This is a genomic window from Burkholderia sp. BE12, assembly GCF_002959955.1.
GTDB lineage: Bacteria > Pseudomonadota > Gammaproteobacteria > Burkholderiales > Burkholderiaceae > Burkholderia.
Window position 1 is genome coordinate 43,947 of record NZ_PREY01000009.1, and the last position, 15,922, is coordinate 59,868.

General features: G+C 66.1%; 15 protein-coding genes. All 15 read left to right on the forward strand.

All coding sequences use genetic code 11. The features are described 5' to 3' along the window. The first annotated feature begins 68 nt into the window (after nucleotides 1-68). Nucleotides 69-512, forward strand: a complete 444-nt coding sequence (locus C4B30_RS11890; protein WP_027785405.1) for an HIT family protein — start codon at nucleotides 69-71, stop codon at nucleotides 510-512. Next, nucleotides 509-922: a gamma-butyrobetaine hydroxylase-like domain-containing protein gene (locus C4B30_RS11895; protein WP_027785404.1), complete on the forward strand. Its 414-nt coding sequence runs from the start codon at nucleotides 509-511 to the stop codon at nucleotides 920-922. The genes C4B30_RS11890 and C4B30_RS11895 overlap by 4 nt, the downstream gene beginning before the upstream one ends. 52 nt (nucleotides 923-974) lie before the next feature. Then, nucleotides 975-1,706, forward strand: coding sequence for a bifunctional demethylmenaquinone methyltransferase/2-methoxy-6-polyprenyl-1,4-benzoquinol methylase UbiE (ubiE, locus tag C4B30_RS11900; RefSeq protein WP_027785403.1), 732 nt, complete (start codon nucleotides 975-977; stop codon nucleotides 1,704-1,706). A 41-nt stretch (nucleotides 1,707-1,747) separates the two neighbouring features. Then, the gene (locus tag C4B30_RS11905; RefSeq protein ID WP_027785402.1) at nucleotides 1,748-2,782 is read left to right on the forward strand and encodes a Tim44 domain-containing protein; all 1,035 of its coding nucleotides are present in this window, start codon (nucleotides 1,748-1,750) and stop codon (nucleotides 2,780-2,782) included. Between the two features lie 164 nt (nucleotides 2,783-2,946). Next, nucleotides 2,947-3,573 carry a ubiquinone biosynthesis accessory factor UbiJ gene (locus tag C4B30_RS11910; RefSeq protein ID WP_027785401.1) on the forward strand — a complete coding sequence of 209 codons (627 nt, stop codon included), beginning with the start codon at nucleotides 2,947-2,949 and terminating at the stop codon, nucleotides 3,571-3,573. 12 nt (nucleotides 3,574-3,585) lie between these two features. Next, the gene (gene ubiB / locus C4B30_RS11915; protein ID WP_027785400.1) at nucleotides 3,586-5,163 is read left to right on the forward strand and encodes a ubiquinone biosynthesis regulatory protein kinase UbiB; all 1,578 of its coding nucleotides are present in this window, start codon (nucleotides 3,586-3,588) and stop codon (nucleotides 5,161-5,163) included. A 17-nt stretch (nucleotides 5,164-5,180) separates the two neighbouring features. Then, entirely contained in the window at nucleotides 5,181-5,807 is a 627-nt protein-coding gene (locus C4B30_RS11920; RefSeq protein ID WP_027785399.1) for an SAM-dependent methyltransferase, read from the forward strand. 95 nt (nucleotides 5,808-5,902) lie between these two features. Continuing rightward, the gene (locus tag C4B30_RS11925) at nucleotides 5,903-6,223 is read left to right on the forward strand and encodes an FmdB family zinc ribbon protein (protein WP_027785398.1); all 321 of its coding nucleotides are present in this window, start codon (nucleotides 5,903-5,905) and stop codon (nucleotides 6,221-6,223) included. Nucleotides 6,224-6,284: 61 nt separating this feature from the next. Then, nucleotides 6,285-6,935: a DUF502 domain-containing protein gene (locus C4B30_RS11930; protein WP_027785397.1), complete on the forward strand. Its 651-nt coding sequence runs from the start codon at nucleotides 6,285-6,287 to the stop codon at nucleotides 6,933-6,935. 67 nt (nucleotides 6,936-7,002) lie between these two features. Further along, nucleotides 7,003-8,805, forward strand: coding sequence for an aspartate--tRNA ligase (aspS, locus tag C4B30_RS11935; protein WP_059820390.1), 1,803 nt, complete (start codon nucleotides 7,003-7,005; stop codon nucleotides 8,803-8,805). A 156-nt stretch (nucleotides 8,806-8,961) separates the two neighbouring features. Next, the gene (gene nudB, locus C4B30_RS11940) at nucleotides 8,962-9,456 is read left to right on the forward strand and encodes a dihydroneopterin triphosphate diphosphatase (protein WP_027785395.1); all 495 of its coding nucleotides are present in this window, start codon (nucleotides 8,962-8,964) and stop codon (nucleotides 9,454-9,456) included. Beyond that, nucleotides 9,453-10,727, forward strand: coding sequence for a cardiolipin synthase ClsB (clsB, locus tag C4B30_RS11945; RefSeq protein WP_027785394.1), 1,275 nt, complete (start codon nucleotides 9,453-9,455; stop codon nucleotides 10,725-10,727). Before nudB ends, clsB begins: the two co-directional genes overlap by 4 nt. 200 nt (nucleotides 10,728-10,927) lie before the next feature. After that, nucleotides 10,928-11,527, forward strand: coding sequence for a TetR/AcrR family transcriptional regulator (locus tag C4B30_RS11950; RefSeq protein WP_006485742.1), 600 nt, complete (start codon nucleotides 10,928-10,930; stop codon nucleotides 11,525-11,527). Nucleotides 11,528-11,585: 58 nt separating this feature from the next. Beyond that, a complete protein-coding gene (locus C4B30_RS11955) occupies nucleotides 11,586-13,373 on the forward strand; it encodes an acyl-CoA dehydrogenase C-terminal domain-containing protein (RefSeq protein WP_027785393.1) in 1,788 nt (595 codons plus the stop codon). Nucleotides 13,374-13,486: 113 nt separating this feature from the next. Further along, nucleotides 13,487-15,922, forward strand: a complete 2,436-nt coding sequence (locus C4B30_RS11960) for a 3-hydroxyacyl-CoA dehydrogenase/enoyl-CoA hydratase family protein (protein WP_027785392.1) — start codon at nucleotides 13,487-13,489, stop codon at nucleotides 15,920-15,922.

Here is a 15,922-nt window from a genome sequence, read left to right on the forward strand (position 1 = left end):
CCCGATCGGGCCGGGAATGAGCGGGCGCCGGTGCAGCCATGCCGGCGCCCGTCCACATGGGAGCGACGATGGAATGCGTGTTTTGCCGTGAAGACGGCGGCGAGGTGCTCTGGCAGGACGACGTGCTGCGCGTCGTGCTCGCGACGGGCGAGCACGACTACCCGGGCTTCTGCCGGGTGATCTGGGGCGCGCACGTGGCCGAGTTCTCCGATCTTGGCGAGCCCGAGCGGGCACATCTGATGCGCGTGGTCTACGCGGTCGAGCGGGCCGTGCGCCGCGTGATGCAGCCGAACAAGGTGAATCTCGCGAGCCTCGGCAACATGGTGCCGCACGTGCACTGGCACGTGATTCCGCGCTTTTCCAACGATGCCCATTTCCCGCAGCCCGTGTGGGCGCCGCGCCAGCGCAGCGTGTCCGAGGCGCTGCTGCGCTCGCGCGCGGCACAGGCCTCGCTGCTGCACAATGCGGTGCGCGAGGAAATTCAACGCATGACCGATTCGAGGCAGCCATGAGCGGTTTGACTTCCACGACGCCGATTCCGTCCGGCGTCGTCGTGCACGCGGTATCGCGCGTGCTCGAATTGCAGTACCCGAACGGCGAGAACTTCCGGATTCCGTTCGAGCTGATGCGCGTGTATTCGCCGTCGGCCGAGGTACGTGGCCACGGACCGGGCCAGGAGACGTTGCAGACCGGCAAGCGCGAAGTGACGATCACCGCGCTTGAGGGCGTGGGCAATTACGCGCTGCAGCCGACGTTCTCCGACGGCCATTCGACCGGCATCTACTCGTGGGACCTGCTGTACGAACTGGCGACGCAGCAGGACGCGCTGTGGCGCGACTATTTCGACAAACTGAAGGCGGCGGGCGTCGAGCGCGACGCGCCGATGCAGGCGGCCGGCGCGCCGCACGGCCACTGCCACTGAAATCGACGGCGCCCGCTCGGCGCCGTCTTGCCATTTACTGAGGATCAACGCGATGAGCAAAACCCACTTCGGCTTCGAAAGCGTCGAGGAAAACGAAAAAGCGAAGAAAGTGGCGGGCGTGTTTCATTCGGTCGCGAGCAACTACGATCTGATGAACGACCTGATGTCGGCGGGCATGCACCGCGCGTGGAAGGCGTTCACGATCGCGCAGGCGAATGTGCGCCCGGGCTTCAAGGTGCTCGACATCGCGGCCGGCACCGGCGACCTGACCAGGTCGTTCGCGAAGGCGGCCGGGCCGACGGGCGAGGTCTGGCATACCGACATCAACGAATCGATGCTGCGCGTCGGCCGCGACCGGCTGCTCGACAAGGGTGTCGTGACGCCGTCGCTGCTGTGCGACGCCGAGAAAATTCCGTTTCCGGACAACTACTTCGACGTTGTCACGGTCGCGTTCGGGCTGCGCAACATGACGCACAAGGATGCCGCGCTGGCCGAGATGCGCCGCGTGACGAAGCCCGGCGGCCGCGTGATGGTGCTGGAATTCTCGAAAGTCTGGGACCCGCTGAAAAAAGCGTACGATCTGTATTCTTTCAAAGTATTACCGTGGCTTGGCGACAAGTTCGCGAAAGATGCTGAAAGTTATCGGTATCTTGCTGAATCTATCCGGATGCACCCCGATCAGGACACGCTGAAGACGATGATGGAACAAGCGGGCCTCGATGCCGTCAAATATTACAATTTGTCAGGTGGCGTGGTAGCTTTACACCTAGGGACCAAGTACTAAGGGGTTCTTTCCCTACATTCGTCTTACATTCGGAGAAGCTGATGTCTGAATCGCGTTCGTTGTTCAACCGTAGCAAACCGTCGAAGCCGTGGGCTCGACGGGTCGGCACGCTGCTGATGGTCGGCCTGCTCACGGCCGGCACGTTCGCATCGCTCGACGCCGAAGCCCGGCGCATGGGCGGCGGGCGCAGCATCGGCCGCCAGAATTCCACCGTCACGCAGCGCCAGGCCACGCCGCCTGCGCAGCAGCCGATGCAGCAGGCCGCGCCGTCGCAGGCGCAGCGTGCGAACCCGGCTGCGCCCACGCCGGCCGCGCAGCCCAACCGCTCGCGCTGGCTCGGGCCGATCGCCGGGCTCGCGGCCGGCCTCGGCATCGCGGCGCTGCTGTCGCACTTCGGCCTCGGCGGCGCATTCGCGAGCATGATGGCGAACGTCATCGTGATCGCGTTGCTCGCCATGGTCGGCATCTGGCTGATCCGCAAGTTCATGAACCGCCGTCGCCCGCAGGAGCCGGCGTATTCGGTCGGCGGCGCTGCGTCGTCGTCGGGCGGCTACTCGCAAAGCCCGTCGTTCCAGCAGGGCAACACCGGCAGCAACTACGCGGGTAGCGGCAGCAGCTATGCGAACGAAGCGCAGGGCGTGTTCGGCGGCGGCGGTGCAGCGGCCGCCGGCGCGGCCGCGGCGGCAGCGGCGCCGCTGCAGGTGCCGGCCGGCTTCGACACCGAAGCGTTCCTGCGCAGCGCGAAAGTCTATTTCGTGCGCCTGCAGGCGGCGTGGGACCAGGGCAACCTGGCCGACATCCGCGAGTTCACGACGCCCGAAATGTTCGCCGAGATCAAGATCGACCTCGATTCGCGCGGCAACGAAGCGAACCAGACCGATGTCGTGCAGCTCGACGCGGAACTGGTCGCGATCGAGGATCGCGGCATCGAGCAGTCGGCGAGCGTGCGCTTCCACGGCCTGATCCGCGAATCGGCGAATACGTCGGCCGCGCCGTTCGACGAAGTCTGGAACCTGTCGAAGTCGGGCAGTCAGGGCTGGCTGCTCGCGGGTATCCAGCAGATCAACACGCACTGAGCGTGGCCGGCGGCCCGCGCCGCCGGGCGCCCGGGCGACGGCCGCCGCACTGCGACCGCTTGCCGCCCGGGTGTACGGTCAGGCACGGTCTGCCGACGATCCGACGTTACAATAGAAACCCGCGTGGGCGCCCGGCCCGCGCGGGTTTTTTCTTTCCCAGCCCGATGACCTTTGCCGCCAAGCCTTTTGCTGCTGCCGTCAATCACCTGCTCGCGCGCGAATCGTGGGCGCGCGACCGCCTGATTCCCTATGCGGGCAAGACTGCCCGCATCGACGTGCCTCCCGTCACGCTCACGCTGCTGGTGCAGCCCGACGGCTATCTGTCGGCCGTCGACGCGCACGATGCGCAACAGGTCGACGTGTCGATCGCGCTGGCCGGCGACACGCTCGCCGCGTTCCTGCAGGGCGGCCAGGCGGCCGTGATGAAGCACGTGAAGATCGAAGGCGACGCGGAATTCGCGACGCAGATCGCGAAGCTGGCCGAGCACCTGCGCTGGGAACCGGAAGAAGATCTCGCGAAGCTGGTCGGCGACGCGGCGGCGTACCGGATCGCGACGGTCGTGCGCGACGCCGGGGCGCGCGCGCGCCGCACTGGCCGCAACGTGCTCGATTCCGTCGCCGAATACTGGCTCGACGAGAACCCGCAAGTCGTCCGGCGCGCGTCGCTCGGCGGCTTCGACGCCGAACTGGCGCGCGCACGCGATGCGCTCGCACGGGTCGAAAAGCGGGTCGAGCGACTCGAACAAAAAATCGGCGCGCGCACGGGTTCCGGCCCGCGCGGCGCGCACTGAGGGCCGCAGGGCATGCGCATTTTCCGTTTCATCAAGATTGTCTACACCGTCATCCGCTTTGGTCTCGACGAAGTGATGCTGTCCCGGATCGACGACCGGCGCGTGAAGCTGCTGTTGCGGATCACGACGATCGGCCGCCGCTATTCCGATCCGCCCGCCGTGCGGCTGCGCCACGCGCTCGAAAGCCTCGGCCCGATCTTCGTGAAGTTCGGCCAGGTGCTGTCGACGCGCCGCGATCTGCTGTCGGTCGATTTCGCGAACGAACTCGCGAAGCTGCAGGACCAGGTGCCGCCGTTCGATTCGGCGGTCGCGATCGCGATCATCGAGAAGTCGCTTGGCGCGCCGGTCGACGAGCTGTTCGACGAATTCGAGCGCGAGCCGATCGCGAGCGCGTCGATCGCGCAGGTGCATTTCGCGAAGCTCAAGGAGGGCGTGCACGCGGGCAAGGCCGTCGCGGTCAAGGTGCTGCGCCCGAACATGCTGTCCGTCATCGATTCCGATCTCGCGCTGATGCGCGACATCGCGATCTGGACCGAGCGCATGTGGGCCGACGGCCGGCGCCTGAAGCCGCGCGAGGTCGTCGCCGAATTCGACAAGTACCTGCACGACGAGCTCGACCTGATGCGCGAGGCCGCCAACGGCAGCCAGCTGCGCCGCAACTTCGCGGGCCTCGACCTGCTGCTCGTGCCCGAGATGTTCTGGGATTTCTCGACGTCGCAGGTGCTCGTGATGGAGCGCATGACCGGCGTGCCGATCAGCCAAGTCGAGACGCTGCGCTCGGCCGGCGTCGACATCAAGAAGCTCGCGCGCGAAGGCGTCGAGATCTTCTTCACGCAGGTGTTTCGCGACGGCTTCTTCCATGCGGACATGCACCCCGGCAACATCCAGGTGAGCCTCGATCCGAACACGTTCGGCCGCTATATCGCGCTCGATTTCGGGATCGTCGGTGCGCTGTCCGATTTCGACAAGAATTATCTCGCGCAGAACTTCCTCGCGTTCTTCAAGCGCGACTACCACCGCGTCGCGACGCTCCACCTCGAATCGGGCTGGGTGCCGCCCGAGACGCGCGTCGAGGAGCTCGAAAGCGCGATCCGCGCGGTGTGCGAGCCGTATTTCGACCGCGCGCTGAAGGACATCTCGCTCGGCCAGGTGCTGATGCGCCTGTTCTCGACGTCGCGCCGCTTCAACGTCGAGATTCAGCCGCAGCTCGTGCTGCTGCAGAAGACGATGCTGAACGTCGAAGGGCTCGGCCGCTCGCTCGACCCCGAGCTCGACCTGTGGAAGACCGCGAAGCCGTATCTCGAGCGCTGGATGACCGAGCAGATCGGCTTGCGCGGCTGGTACGAGCGGTTCAAGGTCGAGGCGCCGCAGTGGAGCAAGACGCTGCCGCAATTGCCGCGCCTGATTCACCATGCGATGGCCGCGCGCCACGACGCACCGCGCGCCGCGAGCGAGGAGCTGATGCGCCAGGTCCTCGTCGAGCAGAAACGGACGAACCGGCTGCTGCAGGCGTTGCTGATCTTCGGCCTGGCCGTCGGCGTCGGGGCGCTGGTCGCGCGCGTGCTGCTCGCGCTCGCGTACGGCGCTTGATCGAAAGGAGCATGGCGATGTCCGATCCGAAGCAACCGGCCGCACCGTCGGCCGCCGATTTCGCGACGCGCGACCCGGGTAGCGCGTCGTTCTGGAACGAGCGCTTCGAACGCGGCGTGACGCCGTGGGAATTCGGCGGCGTGCCGGACGGTTTTCGTGAGTTCGCCCATCGGCTCGAGCCGTGCGCGGTGCTGATTCCCGGCTGCGGCAGCGCGCAGGAGGCCGGATGGCTCGCGCAGGCCGGCTGGCCGGTGCGTGCGATCGATTTCGCCGCGCAGGCGGTCGCTGCCGCGAAGGCACAGCTCGGCGCGCATGCGGACGTCGTCGAGCAGGCCGATTTTTTCCAGTACCGGCCGCCGTTCGACGTGCAGTGGGTGTACGAGCGTGCGTTCCTGTGCGCGCTGCCGCCGAGCTTGCGCGCCGGCTATGCGGCGCGGATGGCCGAGCTGCTGCCCGCGGACGGATTGCTGGCCGGCTATTTCTTCGTGGTGGCGAAACCGAAGGGGCCGCCGTTCGGGATCGAGCGTGCGGAACTCGATGCGCTGCTTGCCCCGCACTTCGAGCTGGTCGAGGAGTTGCCCGTGACCGATTCGCTGGCCGTGTTCGACGGGCACGAGCGCTGGCTCACGTGGCGTCGCCGCTGATGCGCGGGCGTCACGGCCAATGCCGGAGCGCGCCCGGGTTTCGGCTATAATTCAAGGTTTTGCAAGCCGTTTCCAGTTTCTGCGGGAAAAATATCATGCCGATCTACGCCTATCGATGCGAAGCGTGCGGTTTCGCGAAGGACGTGCTCCAGAAGATGAGCGACGCGCCGCTGTCGCAATGCCCTGAATGCGGGAAGGATGCTTTTCGCAAACAGGTGACCGCCGCCGGTTTCCAGCTGAAGGGCTCGGGGTGGTACGTCACCGATTTCCGCGGCGGCTCGGGCGACGCGGCGCCGGCAGCACCCGCCACGGCTGAACCCGCCGCGGCCGCGCCGGCTGCGTCGAGCAGTTCGGGCAGCACCACGGCGACGAGCGCCGCGCCGGCTCCGGCCGCGACGCCCGCCGCCGGCAGTTGACCGTCGCGGCCCGGCCGGGTCGCGACCAACCCGCGCTTCCAGCGCGGTTCATTGACGGCAGATGATGAAAAAGACGACCCTGAAAACGGTGTTCCTGACCGGCCTGCTGGTTCTCGTCCCGCTCGCGATCACGCTGTGGGTGCTCGGCCTCATCATCGGCACGATGGACCAGACGCTGCTCCTGCTGCCCGAATCGTGGCAGCCCGAGCGGATGCTCGGCTTCCATCTGCCGGGGATCGGCGCGGTGCTGACGCTCGCGTTCATCTTCGTGGTCGGGCTGGCCACGCAGAACTTCATCGGCCAGAAGCTCGTCACGTGGTGGAACGCGGTCGTGCGTCACATCCCGGTCGTCGGGCCGATCTACACGAGCGTCAAGCAGGTATCGGACACGCTGCTGTCGAGCAGCGGCAACGCGTTCCGCAAGGCGCTCCTGATCGAATACCCGCGCCGCGGCTCGTATACGATCGCGTTTCTGACCGGCGCGCCCGGCGGCGACGTGGTCAACCATCTGACGGAAGAGTACGTGAGCGTGTACGTGCCCACGACGCCGAACCCGACGTCGGGCTTCTTCCTGATGCTGCCGAAGAGCGAAGTCATCGAACTCGACATGTCGGTCGATGCCGCGCTCAAGTACATCGTCTCGATGGGCGTCGTGGCGCCTTCGGCGCCGGCTCCGGCGCCCGCCCGCCGCCCCGTCGAGCCGCCGCTGTAAGTAAAGAATCATCGCCCGGGCCGCGCGTTGCGGCGCCCGTTGATCAAACCGAACGAAAGCAAACATCATGTCGATGCGTACTGAATACTGCGGTCTCGTGACCGAACACCTGCTGGGCCAAACCGTGTCGCTGTGCGGCTGGGTGCAGCGCCGCCGCGATCACGGCGGTGTGATCTTCATCGACCTGCGCGATCGTGAAGGCCTCGTGCAGGTGGTATGCGACCCGGATCGCGCCGAGATGTTCGCGACCGCCGAAGGCGTGCGCAACGAATTCTGCGTGCAGATCAAGGGTCTCGTGCGCAACCGTCCGGACGGCACGGTCAACGCTGGCCTGAAGAGCGGCAAGATCGAAGTGCTGTGCCACGAACTGAACGTGCTGAACGCGTCGGTCACGCCGCCGTTCCAGCTCGACGACGACAACCTGTCGGAAACGACGCGTCTCACGCACCGCGTGCTCGACCTGCGCCGCCCGCAGATGCAGCACAACCTGCGCCTGCGCTACCGTGTCGCGATCGAGGCGCGCAAGTACCTCGACGAGCAGGGCTTCATCGACATCGAAACGCCGATGCTGACGAAGAGCACGCCGGAAGGCGCGCGCGACTACCTCGTGCCGTCGCGCGTGAACGCGGGCCAGTTCTTCGCGCTGCCGCAGTCGCCGCAGCTGTTCAAGCAGCTGCTGATGGTCGCGAACTTCGACCGTTACTACCAGATCACCAAGTGCTTCCGCGACGAGGACCTCCGCGCCGACCGCCAGCCGGAATTCACGCAGATCGACTGCGAGACGTCGTTCCTCGGCGAGCAGGAAATCCGCGACCTGTTCGAAGACATGATCCGTCACATCTTCAAGACGACGATCGACGTCGAGCTCGACGCGAAATTCCCGGTGATGCCGTACTCGGAAGCGATGGCGCGTTTCGGTTCGGACAAGCCGGACCTGCGCGTGCAGCTCGAATTCACCGAGCTGACCGACGCGATGAAGGACGTCGACTTCAAGGTGTTCAGCACGCCGGCCAACGCGAAGGACGGCCGGGTCGCGGCGCTGCGCGTGCCGAAGGGCGGCGAGCTGTCGCGCGGCGACATCGACGGCTACACGGAATTCGTGCGCATCTACGGCGCGAAGGGCCTCGCATGGATCAAGGTCAACGAGAAGGCAAAGGGCCGCGACGGCCTGCAGAGCCCGATCGTCAAGAACCTGCACGACGCATCCATCGCGGCGATCCTCGAGCGCACCGGCGCTGAAGACGGCGACATCATCTTCTTCGCGGCCGACCGCGCGAAGGTCGTCAACGACAGCCTCGGCGCACTGCGCCTGAAGATCGGCCATTCGGAATTCGGCAAGGCGAACGGTCTCGTCCAGGCCGGCTGGAAGCCGCTGTGGGTCGTGGACTTCCCGATGTTCGAGTACGACGACGAAGACGCGCGCTACGTCGCCGCGCACCATCCGTTCACGAGCCCGAAGGACGAGCACCTCGAGTACCTCGAGACCGACCCGGGCCGCTGCCTCGCGAAGGCGTACGACATGGTGCTGAACGGCTGGGAAATCGGCGGCGGCTCGGTGCGTATCCACCGCGAGGAAGTGCAGAGCAAGGTGTTCCGCGCGCTGAAGATCGGCGCGGAAGAAGCGCAGCTGAAGTTCGGCTTCCTGCTGGACGCGCTGCAGTACGGCGCGCCGCCGCACGGCGGTATCGCATTCGGTCTCGACCGCATCGTCACGATGATGGCCGGCGCCGATTCGATCCGCGACGTGATCGCCTTCCCGAAGACGCAGCGTGCGCAGGACCTGCTCACGCAGGCGCCGAGCCCGGTCGACGAGCGTCAACTGCGCGAACTGCACATCCGGCTGCGTCAGCCGGAGCAGCCGAAGGCGTAACGCCGCCGCGCAGGTCGTGTGTGCGGTCATGCCCACACGACACCCCTGAAAAAGGCGCAGCGATGCGCCTTTTTCATTTTTTGCGGTACAGTCGCAGCACTTGCCGCACGTTCCGGGCACGGGCCGACGCACGGCCCCGTGCCGCATGAAACAAAGATGACGAAGCCGCCGAAAATCCCCGAATCCGTTCTCGTCGTGATCTACACGCCCGAGCTCGATGTGCTCGTGATCAAGCGTGCCGACCAGTCCGATTTCTGGCAATCGGTCACCGGCTCGAAGGACGCGCTCGACGAGCCGCTCGCGCTCACCGCCGCGCGCGAAGTGGCCGAGGAGACCGGCATCGCGATCGGCACGCCGGACGTGCCGGCCACCGCGCTCGTCGACTGGCATCACCGGATCGAATACACGATCTATCCTCAATACCTGCACCGCTATGCGCCGGGCGTCACGCGCAACGTCGAGCACTGGTTCGGCCTGTGCGTGCCGCATCGCGTCGACGTGACGCTGTCGCCGCGCGAGCATGTCGATCATGCGTGGCTGCCTTTCCGCGAAGCGGCCGCGCGCTGCTTCTCGCCGTCGAACGCCGAAGCGATCCTGCAATTGCCCGCGCGCGTGGCACTCGCGCGTGCGCCGCACGGCTCGTCCGCATGAATGCGGAGACCCGCAAGCGTTTCGCGCAATTGCGGCAGATGTTCCTGCAGGAGCGGGGCTCCGCGTCGCGGCTCGCGTTTACGGCCGGCAATACGGTGCGGCTGTGCGAAACCGGCGGCGAATTCTTCCAGGCGCTCATCGATCGGATCGACGCCGCCCGCGAGCAGGTGATGCTCGAAACCTACATCTTCTGCGACGACGACGCCGGTCGCCCGGTGTCGGCCGCGCTGATCCGCGCGGTGCAGCGCGGCGTGCGCGTGCGCGTGATCACCGACGGCATCGGCACCGCGCGCCTGCCGCTGTTCGACACGTGGGCCGAGTCCGGCGTCGAGCACTGCGTCTACAACCGCTTCCTGTTCGGCCGCTTCGGCTTCTCGCGCACGCACCGCAAGCTCGCGGTGATCGATCATGCGGTCGCGTTCTGCGGCGGCATCAACATCGTCGACGACTACACGCAGGGCAGCGCGACGCTGCCGTTCCCGCGCTGGGATTTCGCGGTCGAGATGGTCGGGCCCGCGGTGTCCGACGTGCGCGCCGCGTTCGAGCTGCAGTGGCACCGGATCCAGTTCGGCCACAAGCCCTATGCGCAGTACGCGGCCGGGCTGCACGGCGGCGAAGCGTTCCCGGAGATGTTCCGGCGCTGGATGCGCAGCCACCGGTGGATCAAGGCCGGCGCGCTGCGGGTCGTGACCGAGCCGAGCGTCGCGTTCGTCGCGCGCGACAACGTCGTGAACCGCCGCGCGATCGAGAAGGCCTATCTCGCGGCGATCGGTCAGGCACGCCAGCGGATCCTGCTCGCGAATCCGTATTTCATGCCGGGCCGCAAGCTGCGCCGCGCGCTGACGGGCGCGGCACGGCGCGGCGTCGACGTGCGGGTGCTGATAGGCCGCAAGGAGTTCGCGGCGCTCGATACGGCCGTGCCGTTCCTCTATCACACGCTGCTGCGCGCGGGCGTGCGCGTCGCCGAATACGACAAGACGATCCTGCACGGCAAGGTCGCCGTGATCGACGACAACTGGGCGACGGTCGGCTCGTCGAATCTGGACGCGCTGAGCCTGATGCTGAACAATGAAGCGAACGTCGTGCTGGTGCGCTACGATGCGGTGACGAACCAGTTGCGCGACGCGATCGCCACCGCGTTCGCCGAAGGCCGGGAGATCGACGCCGCGCGCTTCGCCGCGCGCCCGCGCGTCGAGCGGCTGCTGAACTGGCTCGCGTACACCACGTATCGTGTCGTGATGAAGGCGCTGACGGTCGGCGGTTACGATTGACGCCGACTAAGTATTCGCTTCAAAAAATCTGTCCGCACGTTCGTGCGGAAAAGCCGCTCCGGTCTCGCCGGAATCGCGCAAAATAGCGGCTCGGTTAGACACCGGTTTCTAATAATTTCCTTGTTTCGCGAGCGGCCGCACTCAATAATAGTACGGCCGTTCGATTTTATTCGAACCCCCGAACGGTTACAGAAATAGCTATGCGAAAAGGCGAACAGACGCGTGCCGCGATACTCGAAGCTGCTTTGGACCTCGCCAGCCGTGACGGGCTGGAGGGGCTGACGATCGGCCTGCTGGCCGAGCGCATGCAGATGAGCAAGAGCGGCGTGTTCGCGCACTTCGGTTCGCGCGAAGACCTGCAGGTCGAGGTCGTGCGCGAGTATCACCATCGTTTCGAAAACGAGGTGTTCTTTCCGAGCCTGCGCGAGTCGCGCGGTCTGCCGCGTCTTCGGGCGATGCTGGCGCGCTGGATCGAGAAGCGCATCCAGGAGGTGACGACCGGGTGCATCTACATCAGCGGCGCAGTGGAGTACGACGACCGCCCGGACAGCCCCGTGCGCGAGCAGTTGATCGCGAGCGTGACCGCCTGGCGTGCCGCGTTGCTGCGCGCCATTTCGCAGGCGATGGAAGAAGGGCATCTGCGCACGGACACGGATCCGGAACTGATGCTCTTCGAGTTGTACAGCTTCACGCTCGGCCTGCATCACGACGCACGCTTCCTGCATTCGCCGGACGCCGTGCGCCTCACGTGGGCCGCGCTGGAAAAGACGATTGTTTCGTATCAGAGCGAGAGCCGTTAGCGGCGCGTGAACCGCCCGCCAGGAGCTCGAGCCGTTTTGCCCACCTTTGGAGAGAGTCATGGGACAGTACGCCGCGCCGCTGCGCGACATGCAATTCGTGTTGCACGAGCTTCTGAACGTCGAAGCCGAAGTCAAGCAAATGCCCAAGCATGCGGACCTCGACGCCGACACGATCAACCAGGTCCTCGAGGAAGCGGGCAAGTTCTGCTCCGAGGTACTGTTCCCGCTGAACCAGGTCGGCGACCGCGAAGGCTGCACCTATGAAGGCGACGGCGTCGTGAAGACCCCGACCGGCTTCAAGGAAGCGTATCGGCAATACGTCGAGGCCGGCTGGCCGGCGCTCGGCTGCGATCCGGAATACGGCGGCCAGGGCCTGCCCGCGTTCGTGAACAACGCACTCTACGAAATGCTGAACTCGGCGAACCAGGCATGGACGATGTATCCGGGCCTGTCGCACGGCGCGTATGAATGCCTGCACGCGCACGGCGCGCCGGAACTGCAGCAGCAATACCTGCCGAAGCTTGTGTCGGGCGAATGGACGGGCACGATGTGCCTGACCGAGCCGCACTGCGGCACCGACCTCGGCATCCTGCGTACCAAGGCCGAACCGAACGGCGACGGCTCGTACTCGATCAGCGGCACGAAGATCTTCATCTCGAGCGGCGAGCACGACATGTCGAAGAACATCGTCCACCTCGTGCTCGCGCGCCTGCCGGACGCGCCGCAAGGCACGAAGGGGATCTCGCTGTTCATCGTGCCGAAGTTCATTCCGGACGCTTCGGGCGAGCCGGGCGAACGCAACGGCATCAAGTGCGGCTCGATCGAACACAAGATGGGCATCCACGGCAATTCGACGTGCGTGATGAACCTCGACGGCGCGAAGGGCTGGATGGTCGGCGAGCCGAACAAGGGCTTGAACGCGATGTTCGTGATGATGAATGCCGCGCGCCTCGGCGTCGGCATGCAGGGCCTCGGCCTCACGGAAGTCGCGTACCAGAACTCGCTGACGTACGCGAAGGAACGCCTGCAGATGCGCTCGCTGACGGGCCCGAAGGCGCCGGACAAGCCGGCCGACCCGATCATCGTGCACCCGGACGTGCGCCGCATGCTGCTTACGCAGAAGGCCTACGCGGAAGGCGCGCGCGCGTTCACGTACTGGTCCGCGCTGCAGATCGACAAGGAACTGTCGCACGCCGACGAAGCGGTGCGCAAGGAAGCGGCCGACCTCGTCGCGCTGCTCACGCCGATCATCAAGGCGTTCCTGACCGACAACGCGTTCGAGTCGACCAACCACGCGATGCAGATCTACGGCGGCCACGGCTTCATCTCCGAGTGGGGCATGGAGCAATACGTGCGCGACGCGCGGATCAACATGATCTACGAAGGCACGAACTCGATCCAGTCGCTCGACCTGCTGGGCCGCAAGGTGCTCGGCGACATGGGCGCGAAGCTGAAGAAGTTCGGCAAGCTCGTGACGGAATTCGCGGAAGCCGAAGGCGTGAAGCCGGAAATGGCCGAGTTCATCAACCCGCTCGCCGACATCGGCGAGAAGGTGCAGAAGCTGACGATGGAAATCGGCATGAAGGCGATGCAGAACCCCGACGAAGTCGGCGCTGCGGCCGTGCCGTACCTGCGCACCGTCGGCCACCTGGTGTTCTCGTACTTCTGGGCGCGGATGGCGCGCCTCGCACTCGACAACGAAGCATCGGGGGATCCGTTCTACAAGTCGAAGCTCGCGACGGCCCGCTTCTATTTCGCGCGTCTGCTGCCCGAGACGGCATCGACGATCCGCGCCGCGCGCGCGGGTTCGAAGACGCTGATGGAAGTCGACGAATCGCTGTTCTGACGCGAGTCCGGGCGGTGCGCGTCGCGCGCCGCCCGAACGCAACGGTTCCTGGTACTCACTTCGCCGTGCAGCCCTCACATTCCGCGCTGCACGACACTATCCGGAGACATCCCGTGAGCAATTTCCTGATTCGCAAGGTCGCCGTGCTGGGCGCCGGCGTGATGGGCGCGCAGATCGCCGCGCACCTCGTCAACGCGCGCGTGCCGGTGCTGCTGTTCGACCTGCCGGCCAAGGAAGGCCCGAAAAACGCGATCGCGCTGAAGGCGATCGAGAACCTGAAGAAGCTGTCGCCCGCGCCGTTCGGCGTGAAGGACGATGCGAAGTACCTCGAGGCGGCCAACTACGAAGACGACATCGCGAAGCTGGCGGAATGCGACGTCGTGATCGAGGCGATCGCCGAGCGGATGGACTGGAAGCACGACCTGTACAAGAAGGTCGCGCCGCACATCGCGCCGAACGCGATCTTCGCGACCAACACGTCGGGCCTGTCGATCACGAAGCTGTCCGAAGGTTTCTCGGACGAGTTGAAGTCGCGCTTCTGCGGCGTGCACTTCTTCAACCCGCCGCGCTACATGCACCTCGTCGAGCTGATCCCGACCGCGCATACGCGCCCGGAGATCCTCGACCAGCTCGAAACCTTCCTGACGAGCGTCGTCGGCAAGGGCGTCGTGCGCGCGAAGGATACGCCGAACTTCATCGCGAACCGTGTCGGCATCTTCTCGATCCTCGCGGTGATCACCGAGGCCGCGAAGTTCGGCCTGCGCTTCGACGAAGTCGACGATTTGACGGGCAGCCGCCTCGGCCGCGCCAAGTCGGCGACGTTCCGCACCGCGGACGTGGTCGGCCTCGACACGATGGCGCACGTGATCAAGACGATGCAGGACAACCTCGCCGACGATCCGTTCTTCCCGGTCTACCAGACGCCTGCCGTGCTCGCCGAGCTGGTGAAGCAGGGCGCGCTCGGCCAGAAGACGGGCGGCGGTTTCTACAAGAAGGAAGGCAAGGCGATCAAGGTGCTCGACGCGAAGACGGGCACCTACGTCGATTCGGGCGCGAAGGCGGACGAAACGGTCGGCCGCATCCTGAAGCGCCCGCCGGCCGAGCGCCTGAAGCTGCTGCGCGAGACGGACCATCCGCACGCGCAGTTCCTGTGGTCGATCTTCCGCGACGTGTTCCACTACATCGGCGTGCATCTCGAATCGATCGCCGACAACGCGCGCGACGTCGATCTCGCGATCCGCTGGGGCTTCGGCTGGAACGAGGGCCCGTTCGAAGGCTGGCAGGCCGCCGGCTGGAAGCAGGTTGCCGAGTGGGTGCAGGAAGACATCGCGGCCGGCAAGGCGCTCGCGAACGTGCCGCTTCCGTCGTGGGTGCTCGAAGGCCCGGTCGCCGAGAAGGGCGGCGTGCACACGGCCGAAGGCTCGTGGGCGCCGGCATCGAAGCGCTTCGTGCCGCGTTCGGACCTCGCGGTCTACGACAAGCAGGTGTTCCGTGCGCCGCTGCTCGGCGAAGCGGGCGCCGATCCGAAGACGTACGGCAAGACGCTGTTCGAAACCGACGCGGTGCGCGCGTGGGTCGACGATCGTGCCGGCGAGGACGACGTCGTGATCGTGTCGTTCAAGTCGAAGATGAACACGATCGGACCGAGCGTGATCGACGGCCTCGTGCAGGCGATCGAACTCGCGGAGAAGGACTACAAGGGCGTGGTGATCTGGCAGCCGACGTCGCTGAAGCTCGGCACGCCGGGCGGCCCGTTCTCGGCCGGCGCGAACCTCGAGGAGGCGATGCCCGCGTTCATGATGGGCGGCGCAAAGGGCATCGAGCCGTTCGTGAAGAAGTTCCAGGAAGGCATGCTGCGCGTGAAGTACGCGAACGTGCCGGTGGTGGTGGCCGTGTCGGGCATCGCGCTCGGCGGCGGGTGCGAGCTGATGCTGCACAGCGCGAAGCGTGTCGTGCACGTCGAGAGCTACATCGGTCTCGTCGAAGTGGGCGTCGGCCTCGTGCCGGCGGGCGGCGGCCTGAAGGAAGCGGCGCTGCGCGCGGCGGACGCCGCGACGGCCGCGAACGCGACCACCGACATCCTGAAGTTCGTCACGAAGTCGTTCGAGAACGCGGCGATGGCGAAGGTGTCGGCGTCCGCGCACGACGCACGCGCGATGGGTTACGTGAAGCCGTCCGACACGATCGTCTTCAACGTGTTCGAACTGCTCGACACCGCGAAGAAGGAAGCGCGTGCGCTGGCCGCCGTCGGCTACCGTGCGCCGCTGCGTGCGAAGGACGTGCCGGTGGCAGGCCGCTCGGCGATCGCGACGATCAAGGCATCGCTCGTCAACATGCGCGACGGCCGCTTCATCAGCGACCACGACTACCTGATCGCGAGCCGCATCGCCGAAGCGGTGTGCGGCGGCGACGTCGAAGCCGGCAGCCTCGTCGACGAGCAGTGGCTGCTCGCGCTGGAGCGCCGTGCGTTCGTCGAGTTGCTCGGCACGCAGAAGACGCAGGAACGGATCATGGGCATGTTGCAGACCGGCAAGCCGGTGCGTAACTGA

Excerpts from the sequence above, each read along its gene's own strand:
- C4B30_RS11890 (WP_027785405.1), top strand. The coding sequence starts at position 69 with ATGGAATGCGTGTTTTGCCGTGAAGACGGCGGCGAGGTGCTCTGGCAG.
- C4B30_RS11895 (WP_027785404.1), top strand. The coding sequence starts at position 509 with ATGAGCGGTTTGACTTCCACGACGCCGATTCCGTCCGGCGTCGTCGTG.
- ubiE (WP_027785403.1), top strand. The coding sequence starts at position 975 with ATGAGCAAAACCCACTTCGGCTTCGAAAGCGTCGAGGAAAACGAAAAA.
- C4B30_RS11905 (WP_027785402.1), top strand. The coding sequence starts at position 1,748 with ATGTCTGAATCGCGTTCGTTGTTCAACCGTAGCAAACCGTCGAAGCCG.
- C4B30_RS11910 (WP_027785401.1), top strand. The coding sequence starts at position 2,947 with ATGACCTTTGCCGCCAAGCCTTTTGCTGCTGCCGTCAATCACCTGCTC.
- ubiB (WP_027785400.1), top strand. The coding sequence starts at position 3,586 with ATGCGCATTTTCCGTTTCATCAAGATTGTCTACACCGTCATCCGCTTT.
- C4B30_RS11920 (WP_027785399.1), top strand. The coding sequence starts at position 5,181 with ATGTCCGATCCGAAGCAACCGGCCGCACCGTCGGCCGCCGATTTCGCG.
- C4B30_RS11925 (WP_027785398.1), top strand. The coding sequence starts at position 5,903 with ATGCCGATCTACGCCTATCGATGCGAAGCGTGCGGTTTCGCGAAGGAC.
- C4B30_RS11930 (WP_027785397.1), top strand. The coding sequence starts at position 6,285 with ATGATGAAAAAGACGACCCTGAAAACGGTGTTCCTGACCGGCCTGCTG.
- aspS (WP_059820390.1), top strand. The coding sequence starts at position 7,003 with ATGTCGATGCGTACTGAATACTGCGGTCTCGTGACCGAACACCTGCTG.
- nudB (WP_027785395.1), top strand. The coding sequence starts at position 8,962 with ATGACGAAGCCGCCGAAAATCCCCGAATCCGTTCTCGTCGTGATCTAC.
- clsB (WP_027785394.1), top strand. The coding sequence starts at position 9,453 with ATGAATGCGGAGACCCGCAAGCGTTTCGCGCAATTGCGGCAGATGTTC.
- C4B30_RS11950 (WP_006485742.1), top strand. The coding sequence starts at position 10,928 with ATGCGAAAAGGCGAACAGACGCGTGCCGCGATACTCGAAGCTGCTTTG.
- C4B30_RS11955 (WP_027785393.1), top strand. The coding sequence starts at position 11,586 with ATGGGACAGTACGCCGCGCCGCTGCGCGACATGCAATTCGTGTTGCAC.